Annotated in this window: 12 protein-coding genes and 2 pseudogenes; 9 read left to right on the forward strand and 5 right to left on the reverse strand. The window is 36.6% G+C overall.

Translation table 11 applies throughout. The features are described 5' to 3' along the window. The 5 genes and pseudogenes from FG390_RS15210 to FG390_RS15230 all read left to right on the forward strand — a co-directional run. Positions 1 to 587: IS200/IS605 family accessory protein TnpB-related protein (locus tag FG390_RS15210; RefSeq protein ID WP_141191888.1), on the forward strand; the 587-nt coding region annotated here is incomplete at its 5' end. 269 nt (positions 588 to 856) lie between these two features. Beyond that, positions 857 to 1,144: a hypothetical protein gene (locus tag FG390_RS15215; protein ID WP_141191889.1), complete on the forward strand. Its 288-nt coding sequence runs from the start codon at positions 857 to 859 to the stop codon at positions 1,142 to 1,144. Positions 1,145 to 1,244: 100 nt separating this feature from the next. Further along, a complete protein-coding gene (locus FG390_RS15220) occupies positions 1,245 to 2,198 on the forward strand; it encodes a tRNA dihydrouridine synthase (protein WP_141191898.1) in 954 nt (317 codons plus the stop codon). Between the two features lie 138 nt (positions 2,199 to 2,336). Then, the gene (locus tag FG390_RS15225; protein WP_181406523.1) at positions 2,337 to 2,531 is read left to right on the forward strand and encodes a hypothetical protein; all 195 of its coding nucleotides are present in this window, start codon (positions 2,337 to 2,339) and stop codon (positions 2,529 to 2,531) included. Positions 2,532 to 2,590: 59 nt separating this feature from the next. Beyond that, positions 2,591 to 3,115 (forward strand): annotated as a pseudogene (locus FG390_RS15230) (ATPase); the annotation flags it as partial. A gap of 87 nt (positions 3,116 to 3,202) precedes the next feature. Here FG390_RS15230 and FG390_RS15235 read toward each other — a convergent pair. After that, positions 3,203 to 3,331, reverse strand: a pseudogene (locus FG390_RS15235) (Arm DNA-binding domain-containing protein); the annotation flags it as partial. 370 nt (positions 3,332 to 3,701) lie between these two features. Here FG390_RS15235 and FG390_RS15240 point away from each other — a divergent pair. Both FG390_RS15240 and FG390_RS15245 read left to right on the forward strand, forming a co-directional pair. Next, positions 3,702 to 4,622 carry a ring-cleaving dioxygenase gene (locus FG390_RS15240; protein ID WP_141191890.1) on the forward strand — a complete coding sequence of 307 codons (921 nt, stop codon included), beginning with the start codon at positions 3,702 to 3,704 and terminating at the stop codon, positions 4,620 to 4,622. Between the two features lie 214 nt (positions 4,623 to 4,836). Further along, positions 4,837 to 5,220 carry a DoxX family protein gene (locus tag FG390_RS15245; protein WP_141191891.1) on the forward strand — a complete coding sequence of 128 codons (384 nt, stop codon included), beginning with the start codon at positions 4,837 to 4,839 and terminating at the stop codon, positions 5,218 to 5,220. A 176-nt stretch (positions 5,221 to 5,396) separates the two neighbouring features. On the opposite strand, the gene FG390_RS15250 is transcribed toward FG390_RS15245, so the two are convergent. Genes FG390_RS15250 through FG390_RS15260 form a run of 3 tightly spaced genes read right to left on the reverse strand, consistent with a single transcriptional unit; the run spans position 5,397 to position 7,853 of the window. Continuing rightward, complete coding sequence (locus FG390_RS15250; RefSeq protein ID WP_141191892.1) at positions 5,397 to 5,852, reverse strand: heme-degrading domain-containing protein; 456 nt, start codon at positions 5,850 to 5,852, stop codon at positions 5,397 to 5,399. A 15-nt stretch (positions 5,853 to 5,867) separates the two neighbouring features. After that, positions 5,868 to 7,046 (reverse strand): MFS transporter, encoded by a 1,179-nt coding sequence (locus FG390_RS15255; protein ID WP_258311693.1) that lies wholly within the window; start codon positions 7,044 to 7,046, stop codon positions 5,868 to 5,870. A 24-nt stretch (positions 7,047 to 7,070) separates the two neighbouring features. After that, complete coding sequence (locus FG390_RS15260) at positions 7,071 to 7,853, reverse strand: IclR family transcriptional regulator (RefSeq protein ID WP_141191894.1); 783 nt, start codon at positions 7,851 to 7,853, stop codon at positions 7,071 to 7,073. A 301-nt stretch (positions 7,854 to 8,154) separates the two neighbouring features. Between FG390_RS15260 and FG390_RS15265 the strand changes: the two genes are divergently transcribed. After that, on the forward strand, positions 8,155 to 8,358 hold the full coding sequence (locus FG390_RS15265) for a hypothetical protein (protein ID WP_141603547.1): 204 nt from the start codon (positions 8,155 to 8,157) through the stop codon (positions 8,356 to 8,358). A gap of 411 nt (positions 8,359 to 8,769) precedes the next feature. Here FG390_RS15265 and FG390_RS15270 read toward each other — a convergent pair whose 3' ends face one another. Next, positions 8,770 to 9,534, reverse strand: a complete 765-nt coding sequence (locus FG390_RS15270; protein ID WP_141191896.1) for an SDR family NAD(P)-dependent oxidoreductase — start codon at positions 9,532 to 9,534, stop codon at positions 8,770 to 8,772. Between the two features lie 144 nt (positions 9,535 to 9,678). Between FG390_RS15270 and FG390_RS15275 the strand changes: the two genes are divergently transcribed. Next, positions 9,679 to 10,260, forward strand: a complete 582-nt coding sequence (locus tag FG390_RS15275; RefSeq protein ID WP_141191897.1) for a TetR family transcriptional regulator — start codon at positions 9,679 to 9,681, stop codon at positions 10,258 to 10,260. Positions 10,261 to 10,811: the final 551 nt, after the last annotated feature.

Consider the following 10,811-nt stretch of genomic DNA (forward strand, 5'->3'; position numbering starts at 1 on the left):
AATCCATTAACCAATGGTATAACAAAGAAAACAAACGTCTTCAGTCGATCAAAGATCGACAAAAAATCAAGCATCTAACTAAAAAACAAGCCCGCTTATTAGTAAAACGTAATCATATTTTACACGATTTTTTAAATAAAACCACACGCTACGTTATCAACCATTGTTTGAGTAACGGAATCGGTAAAATAGTGATTGGCCACAATAAGGAGTGGAAGCAAGAAGTTAAGTTTAGTAAAAAAGATAAACAAACGTTTGTGCAGATTCCGCATTCTATTTGGATGAAAAAATTAGAATCGATGTGCAATCGATATGGGATTAACTTCATAAGACAAGAAGAATCCTATACGTCTAAAGCCAGTTTTTTAGATCAAGATGAGATATCTGTTTACGGCCAATCTAATACGAAGAAAAAATTCTCCGGAAGGAGAATTAAAAGAGGCTTATATCGCACAGCGAAAAATTTACTCATTAACGCGGATCTAAATGGTGCAGCCAATATTTTAAGAAAAAGTAAGCACAATATCCATATGGATAAAGTGTCTAGGGGGCTTTTGGCGGTCCCAACACGAATCCAACTGGTCTAATGACCACATTAGGTTCGGGTCAAAGAATCTCGCGAGTTTAGTCGTGAGAGGTTCAAAAGTGGGAAATAAGAAACGAGGTCATTACTGTCTAGCATGTGGGGATTATCTACTCAATGAGAAATTTAGCGGGAAAGGCCACCGCAATAATCTGTGCAAAGATTGTAAAAGGAAAGGTAGAAAGGTATACTCAGAGTCAACTTCCGATTATGATCGAGAACTGCACCGTCTATCCCAAGCTATTAGAAACTGTAGGATAGTGTACACGCAAGATGGAAATATTTACTTATTTAAATATCGAAGATCACGTTATATTATATGTGATGACTTTGATTCTGAAATTTTTGTTTATCAAGAAAACACTGAGCAGAAATTTTTCGTATCAGAAGCATTACAAAAAAAACGAATTATTAATGGAAGTTTTATATAAGAAATACTACGATACAATGGAAAACGATCATGTTATTGATGAAGATGTGCTTGAAGATGAGTATTTAGAAATATCAAAGAAACGCAGACAGCACCTTGAAGTTATATTATCATTACAGCATTTGATGTAATTTAAGTTTTGTTTATGGCAGAATATAATCGACAAGTGCCTGATAGCAAATATTAAGAGTTTGACTTAGTATCCCATAATGAGAGGATTTGAATTTGAATATGATAGATAATTTTTGGCGTGACTTACCACGACCATTTTTTGTACTTGCACCAATGGAAGATGTGACGGATGTTGTTTTTCGCCATGTAGTGAGTAAAGCAGGTCGACCTGATGTGTTTTTTACAGAGTTTACAAACACGGAGAGTTATTGTCACCCTGAGGGAAACCAAAGTGTGCGGGGACGTTTGACTTTTACAGAGGATGAACAACCAATAGTTGCGCATATATGGGGGGACAAGCCCGAATTTTTTCGACAAACGAGTATGGGTGTGGCGAAACTTGGATTTAGGGGTGTGGATATTAATATGGGCTGTCCAGTACCCAATGTGACAAGAAATGGGAAGGGAAGCGGCCTTATCCTTCGTCCAGAAATCGCTGCAGATGTCATACAAGCAGCAAAAGCAGGAGGATTGCCTGTAAGTGTGAAAACACGGCTTGGTTATACGGATGTAGACGAATGGCAGGACTGGCTAACACATATATTGAAACAAGACATCGCTAATCTTTCTATTCATCTGCGTACAAGAAAAGAAATGAGCAAAGTAGATGCTCATTGGGAGTTGATTCCGGAGATCAAGAAACTTCGTGACCAGGTGGCCCCGGAAACACTATTAACGATCAATGGGGATATTCCTGACCGTCAAACTGGCTTGAAGCTCGCTCATCAATATGGTGTTGATGGGATTATGATCGGGCGTGGTATTTTTAAAAATCCATTTGCCTTTGAAAAAGAGCCGAAAGAACATAGCAGTATAGAATTGCTTGATCTCTTAAGAATGCAACTTGATCTCCATGATAAATATTCAAAAGAATTAGAGTCACGTCCATTCACAGCTCTTCATCGCTTTTTTAAGATATATGTCAAAGGGTTTCGAGGAGCGAGTGAATTAAGAAATCAGTTGATGAGCACAGGATCAACAGATGAAGTACGTGCATTGCTTGATAACTTTTGACAAGTGTATGGCACCAAAAGATAATAACTAATGAGAACATAGAAATAAAATATCTCAAAAGTAAAAAAACACACCCATCCTGAAAGATGTAGTAGTAGAATCAAACTGATATAATAAAATATTAAGGTGGTGTTTTCTATGTTGGAAGAGCAAAATAATGTACCAAAACGAAAATTTGCATGGGCAGACAAATGGGTCAAGATGACTGGTGAGCGAGCAAGAATTGATGCAAAAGTAAATAACACTTATATTGTGTATGAGAAGAACGGCAAATTGGTAAAAGAATATCCTAATGGAGATATAGTCCCCTTAATGAATGATGGTGAATCATGATGCATAAGCATGGCCCGATGTTTTATGTGTTTGCTGGAAATAATTGAAGCGGAAAAAGTACAATAAGAAACTTAATTATTGACAAAATTGGTGTTGAGATTAACATTGATCCGGATGCCATAGCACGAAGAATTGATCCAGATAACCCTGAATCTAAAAGGGTAACAGCGGGAAAAGAAGTAATAAAATCAGTGAATGAATACATTAAGGAAGGCAAAGAGTTCTCTATTGAGACAACGCTTGCTGGTGGAAATGCCATTAGACAAATGGAAAAAGCTAAAGCAATGGGTTATAAAATCAATATGTTTTACGTAGCTCTAAGTAATGTGAATCAGAATATTGAACGAGTTGCAATGAGAGTTAAAAATGGTGGCCATAATATTCCAACTGAGGATATCATCAGAAGAAGTAAAACCTCTTTTGAACATCTCTATAAAAATGCCAATATGATTGATAACCTTGTGTTAATCGATAATAGTGAAGATGATGGAGAAATTATATTGGAAGTAAATGATGGTCAGATTACTTTTGAAACGAGTAATTTACCATTATGGGCTTATCCTATTCGGGAACAATTTAAATAGTAATGATTTCAAATTACTTAGCGGGCAGGGTAAGTTACTTTTTTTATAATGACTATTCTATTAACTCTTAGGAAAAAACTGTTAGCTACCTTTAGTTAATTGTGCCTCTATTTCTGCAGATGCAATTTGTGCCTCTTTTTTTGTTTTGAATCCACCGTTGACTATGTGACTTACAGTAAATTGATAGGTTTTACCCCGTTTTTGTATACTTGCCATTCTATGTTGTCACATTTCTAATGTTGTTTGGGGTTTAACCAAGCAACGTTACAGGTGTGCTTGGTAGGTTTAGTATATTAATATATTCACTTAGAAAATTAAGCAAAAATCCGGTCAAAGTTTTCATCTAATGCGACAAGTGCCTGGCACCAAATATTTTGTATGGTATATTCATTGATACTTTAAAAGAATTTTAATTATTTTTGGTTATTTAGTTGACACAGAGTAAATTATGTAATAAAATTATCTCGAATTAGAGATAAATTAATTAAAGATATATTTTTTTAAATAAATATCTCGAATTCGAGATATTACATCAATATACTTTTGTACAACAGAATGACAACTTCATGTCAAGGAGGGGATGTAAATGAATAAAAAAACGGCAGGAATACACCACATTACAGCCATTGTTGGAAATCCGCAAGAAAATGTTGATTTTTATGCTGGTGTGTTAGGTTTACGTCTTGTTAAAAAGACGGTGAATTTTGATGATCCGGGGACTTATCATCTTTATTTTGGAAACGAGGGTGGTAAACCAGGTACCATCATCACGTTTTTTCCCTGGGTAGGTGCCTATCAAGGTAAAATTGGCGGCGGCCAGGTAGGGGTGACATCTTATGTTATTCCTCCAGGAGCAATAAGTTTTTGGGAAAAAAGGCTTTCTAAGTATGATGTTTCATTTGTTAAAACAGAACGATTTGGTGAGACTTATTTAACATTTGATGATCCACATGGACTTCATTTAGAAATGGTCGAGAGAGAAGAAGGTGAAATCAATCATTGGAGTTTCGGTGAAGTGACACCAGAGGTCGCCATTAAAGGATTTGGTGGAGCAACACTGTTATCAGTTCAACCAAAAGAAACAGCGCGTCTTCTAGAAAACATCTTAGGTTTTGAAATAGTAGGAGAAGAAAATGATATCATACGTTTTCGTTCCAAAAGTGATATTGGAAACATTATCGATTTGAAATTAATCCCCCAAGCAAGCGGACAAATGGGAGTCGGCACGGTTCATCATATTGCATGGCGAGCTAATGATGACGAAGATCAATTAGCATGGCAGCAATATATTAGCAGTGAAGGTTATGGGGTCACACCTGTTCAAGATAGAAATTATTTTAATTCCATCTATTTTAGAGAACATGGGGAAATTCTATTTGAGATAGCAACCGATCCACCGGGATTTGCACATGATGAATCGCAAGAAACGATGGGAGCAAAATTAATGTTGCCTTTGCGTTATGAACAATATAGAGATCAATTAGAGCAAAGATTAATGCCAATCTAAGTCAGGAATCTTGATGAATAGATAATACGAGATCTTTATTATTATAGTTTCTCCTTATTCTAGGAAAAAAGCAAAATTAATGTTAGCCATAGCCATTGCATTTTTAAATAACGCTGGAAAGAAGAATGAACATCAGTTGAGTTTTTAAGTATAAAAATAGAATTAAAGCATTAAATAAGAAAGTATTAAATAAAAATTTTGGAGGTATTTTATTATGACAGATTTAGGATTATTATTAATTCGTTTGATTATAGGAATTGTATTTTTATTTTATGGAAGTCAAAAATTGTTCGGATGGTTTGGAGGACATGGGATTAAAGGGACCGGAGGATGGTTTGAATCGATTGGTATTAAACCTGGTATTCTAGTAGCAACACTTAGTGGACTTGGAGAATTGGTTAGTGGAATATTGTTCATCTTAGGCTTCCTTCTACCTCTTGGAGCAATTATAATAACAATAATTATGCTAGGAGCGATTATTAAGGTTCATGGATCAAAAGGTTTTTCTAACACTACAGGCGGGTTTGAATATAACTTGGTACTGATTGTTGTTTCCATTGGCTTGGCACTCATTGGTGCTGGTGGCTATTCATTATAGAATGAACAAAAGAGCTTAATTTAAAAATGGCAAAGATTGAAATCATCAATATAATTATAGTCCTCTATCTCAATTCGATAGGGGACTATAATTTAACCAACGATTTCAATTGAAATTGTGAAATTAATTTGCGACCTTAGAGGCTTAATTAAACGTTTTTCTTCAGACATTAACTTTCACTTATTCAAAAATCTTTTAATTCCTTCCACAACGTAATCATGGTCAAGTTGTGGGGTTAATCCTGATACTGTGACGGAACCTATAACACCAATTCCTTCCACTTGGATAGGGAAAGATCCTCCCTGAGCTTGGTATTGGGCTGGTGATAGAAGTGAACTCTCATCATGTGTTGTTCCAGCTTCTTCAAAACGCTTACCAATATAATGAGAACTATGATTATAATGATCGACGACTCGTTTTTTCCGATAGAACCAGTATACATTTTCTTCTGATGTGCCATCCATTAAATGTGTGAAAAGGGGGACGCGATTTCGTTCGATATGAATAGCAATGGACTTTCCATTTTCTTTTGCATATTGAATCAGGGTCAAGCCTAAGTTGAGGGCATCTTCATTGGTAAAGTGTTCAAATTGTAGTTCCGTTTCTAATTGTTCAAGTTGCTGTAAGCTCATTTTATATACGCTCCTTTAAAATAATTTTTGTTTTTTATCTAATTTGTAATTGAGAATTGCAAGAAGACAAGCCAATGCTACCATGATGGCACCAATCCAGGCTGTATCTAAATAGGTTAAGTGATCAACAGCCCATCCTCCAAGTAAAGATCCTACAGCAATGCCGATATTAAAAGCGGAGATATTTAACGCTGAAGCAATGTCCTTTGCTGATGGTACTAACTTTTCAGATAATGTGACAATATACGCTTGTACGCCCGGCGACATCGTAAAAGCTAATAAACCTAATAGTAAAATGGATAGTATACTAAGAGATTTACTTGGTAAAAGCCATATTTGAAGTAAAAGGACGATACTTTGGACTAGAAAGATCCAACGTAAGGCTTTGACAGGATGTTCATTTGCCATTTTTCCTCCAAAGAGATTACCGATGGCTACGGCTATTCCATAAATTAGAAGTAATAGAGAAATGGATCCAGAAGAATAGCCGCTTATATTCTCTAAAATAGGGGTTAGGTACGTAAATATAGCAAAGGTGCCGCCAAATCCTAGAGCTGTCATGAATAATGCGAGAAGGATGCGCCTGTTTTTAATAAGTTCTCCTATATCCCTAAATGTTGGTGGATGGCTTTGATTTTTAACCTTGCTAACAGCCAGAATATTGCTGATAAGACCTATGATTCCTAAAGTAACGACGACAATAAATGTGGTACGCCACCCTAAATGTTGACCAACATAGGTACCTAATGGAACACCGACAATAGTGGCTACCGTTAATCCCGTAAACATAATGGAAATCGCTGTTCCTCGTTTATCCTCTGGTACTAAATTGGTAGCAACAACAGCTGCAATCGCAAAAAATACACCATGTGTTATGGCTGTAATCACACGCGATAGCATCAATATTTCATAAGATGGTGAAATCGCAGATAGTGCATTGCCGATGGTGAATAATGTCATCAAAATAAGGAGAAATCCTTTTTTCGGAATACGTCCTGTAAGTGCTGTAATAATGGGTGTTCCGATGGCCAGTGCAATAGCGTATCCAGAAATCAGTGTTCCAGCTTTCGTTACGGGGATGTTCAAATCATGTGCGCCTGTTGGTAATAGCCCAACAATAACAAATTCTGTTGTACCGATGGCAAAGGCACTAATGGCTAATGCGAATAAAGCCATGTAGGCTTTTGTTGACATCTTCATCAACTCCTCTATTATTGATTATTCCAGCATTTTAGAAATCTGATGACTACATTGAATCAATCTTTTACTAAGCCCCCTATCGAGTTTCTTGGTCAAACGAATAGTCGGACCTGATATAGCTACTGCGGCGATGGCTTCACCTTCATACATAATAGGTGCGGCAATGCAACGTAAACCAATCTCTGTTTCCTCATTGTCCACGGCATACCCTTGGCTTCGAATGACTTTTAAGTGTTCTTTTAACAAATGAGGATCGATAAATGTGTTTTTGGTTTTTTGAACCAAATTTAATTGGTTAACCAAACTTTCATGCAATCTTTCTCGATCATGCTCATTTAAAAAAGCCATAATCACTTTACCAAGAGCACTAAGATGAGCCGGAGCACTTTCTCCTATTTTGGAATCACAGCCCAGATTACATTCATTAGTTTTGGAAGGAATGCTCATGGAGTTTGCAGTATCTACGATTTGTGTTGTGACAATATCCGTTCCGTGTAATATGCCGATAAATACCGTTTCGCCAACCTCAGAACTAAGTTGAGATAATGGTGGAACCGATAGCCAGTTAAGTCTGGCATTAAAAGGATTTGTTGGTCCCCCAACTTTGTTTGTCACGCGATATAAATTGTCGACTTTTTTTACATACCCCATGAGTTCAAGCGTATAAAGAAGACGGAAAGTGGTCGACTTATTTAGAGAAAATTTATTCATGACTTCACTTAACGTCATACTATCTTCTTGCATTAGCGCATCTAAAATCATTAATCCTTTTTTCAAAGTAGAAACTTCATATTGGCTCATTGCTCTCACCTCACGTTTTTATAGTAAATGCGGTCAATTGAAAAATCAAAAAAAGAAATATTTGTTTCTATATTTGAAACAAATAGGTTAATTCCTTTAAATATAGTGTTTTAAGAGATCCTTTTTTTAGTTTAATGCAAAATGTAGTCAAGTCATTATTAATAAGCCTAAAATATAAGATGTATCTTCCTGAAATAAAAAGAATGCGATTTGTTAACAAGGAAACAAGTAGGTAAATGATGAAGTTAATTCTATTTTTCATAGAAATTGGAATGTTGAACTAATGAGGATTTTAATGGGAATGGGATTCATTGTAGTCGGGGGTGTTATGTTGAATTTTTTTATAAAAGATGATTTTAAAAACGATGATGATGAACAAATTAAAGGATGGAAGAGACTACTATTAATGGCTTACACAATTTATGACATTTTATCTTGGGGAAGTTATATTTATTTACCGTTAGGATTAATACTATTAGGAATTTTACTTTTATTTTTTCCATAAGCGCTAGTGAACTCGTTTCAGCAAGCTGAAACTTCGGAAAATCAGGTGGAGATTCTACTCCACCTGATTGAAAGATCCCACCTTCGCTTCGCTTAGAGGTGGAGGTCTTAACCATTAAAACACGAAGAGATAAAATTAATCAATCGTGAATTTTAGCTTTTTCTATCAATCCCTTTCCCATTTTCTTTCAATTTATTGTTAATTTTAATTTGAAAGATAAAAAACTGCCCCAAAAGGTAACTGGAGCAGTATTTTAGATATTAAGCTTCTTGTTTGAAGCAGAATGATCATTTCATTAATGGTTGTATCTTCAGATTGTGCAACTCTTGTCAATGAAACATCAAAGGTGCCTTTGATGGTGTTCATTCTGCATGATTGAGAATTGAAAAAGGCAAAATAATCCCTATAAAGTTAGATCGACATGCCACCCGAGACTTCTATGCGCTGGGCATTGACCCATCGATTCTCATCCGAAAGTAGTGAGGCGATAGCCTGCCCTACATCATCAGGTTGGCCGACACGGCTAAGAGCCGTCATTTCCGCAATATGTTTGTTGACATCAGGATTATCACGTACAATTCCTCCACTGAAATCAGTTGCGATAGCCCCAGGTGCAACAGTGTTGACAGCAATCCCACGTGGCCCCAACTCTTTCGCCATATAACGCGTCAGAACCTCAATGGCACCTTTCATGGATGCATAGGCACCGCTTTCTGGCACAGCGAAACGTGTTAGACCAGAAGAGATGTTCACAATCCGTCCACCATCGTTGATAAGTGGTAATAGCTTCTGAGTTAGAAAGAAGACTCCCTTGAAGTGAACGTCGTAAAGCTTATCCAACTCTTCCTCGGTCGTCTTCTCAAATGAATTGTGATGCGATGTACCTGCATTGTTTACGAGGTAATCGAAATGCGTTGCTCCCAGCTCTTTAAGCGCTCTATCTAAGGTTTGTACAAAAGAGTCAAAAGTGCTGACATTACTGGTATCTAACTGCAAGGCGATAGCTTTTTGCCCCGTTTCACGTACTAAGGAGACGACTTTTTCAGCTTCTTTAAAGTTGGAATGATATGTGAAAATAGAATCAAAGCCACGGTTTGCAAGGCTAAGCAAAGTACTTCGACCAATGCCGCGACTTCCGCCTGTAACTAGGGCAACCTTTATATTGCTTTGTGTCATGGTGTATTCCTTCTTTCATTAAGAGTACCAGAGATTATAACCAACTGGTTAGTTAGAATATACAACTAACTAACCAGTTTGTCAATTAAGTGATCTATGTGATATATTGTAAACACAAAATACATGATATAGGAGGGACAACATTTGAGAAACGCTGAAGCAACAAGAAAACGGATATTAGAGGCAGCCATGAAAGAGTTCTCCTCCTTTGGTATTGCAGGCGCACGTGTTGATCGCATAGCGAAGAATGCTGGATGCAACAAGAACCTCATTTACATTTACTTTGAGAATAAAGAGACACTTTTTACCACTGTTCTCCAAAAGCATCTCACTCGTGTTTACGAAGAAATAGACTTTACACCTGAGGATCTTCCTGGTTATGCGGCAAGAGTCTTCGATTTCGCTATGACACATCCCGATCTTATGCGGCTAATGGCATGGTACAGTTTGGAACAGAGGGTTGGAACCTTAACCGAACGGGCCACAGTCCAAGAGAAGAAAATAAAAGAAATAATGGAAGCGCAAAACGCTGGATTGGTAGGAACTACATTCACTCCTGGCTTCCTTATGACTACCATCATGGCCTTAGCTACCGCATGGACAGCCACAAACCCTTTTGGATTGTCACATGACCTAGATGCTGAGAAAATGCCGATCGAGACAAGAGAAGCCATCGTCAAGGCTATTCGTTTGATAACAAAAAGTGAAGAGGATATAGCAAATTAAGAAAATAATCAGGTGCGATTGTCTACAAATCAATTTTTAAATCGGAAAGCATAAATTTGATATAGTTAATTTACAGTTAAAGTCAGACAAAATGAATATCGGTTTTTAAACTTATTTATTCATCTAATGTGAGTTTTAAAGGATTTATACTGAATAAAGAAAATTCGTCTAACACAAGGCGAGTTTTTTTACTATAAGCTGTATTATTTTCATATGAGGAAAGCGGCTTAAATCGAATTTATAAAAAGAAGTTAGTATTACCATACAGATAATCGCGTTCTTGAATCGTTTTTGGTATTATGTCAAGAAAATAGACAACTAGAATGGAGAAATTACCCTTCAGATTTATTAAGTCGTTTTGTTCAAATATTCTGCAAGGACACGCTTGACATGGAGCCTCGTACGAACTGTTTTGCTATAAATGCCAACTTGGCATGAAATGTAAGGACTATTTATTTTTTAATTTCCAAATGCGTGGTCTAACTCCACCGTCTTTAGACGGTATCCGCTTTTAGCCTTATCTTTTGATGTCCATACTTAAGCCATGAGGT

The sequence above is a fragment of the Terrilactibacillus laevilacticus genome (genome assembly GCF_006517395.1).
Classification (GTDB): domain Bacteria; phylum Bacillota; class Bacilli; order Bacillales; family Sporolactobacillaceae; genus Terrilactibacillus; species Terrilactibacillus laevilacticus.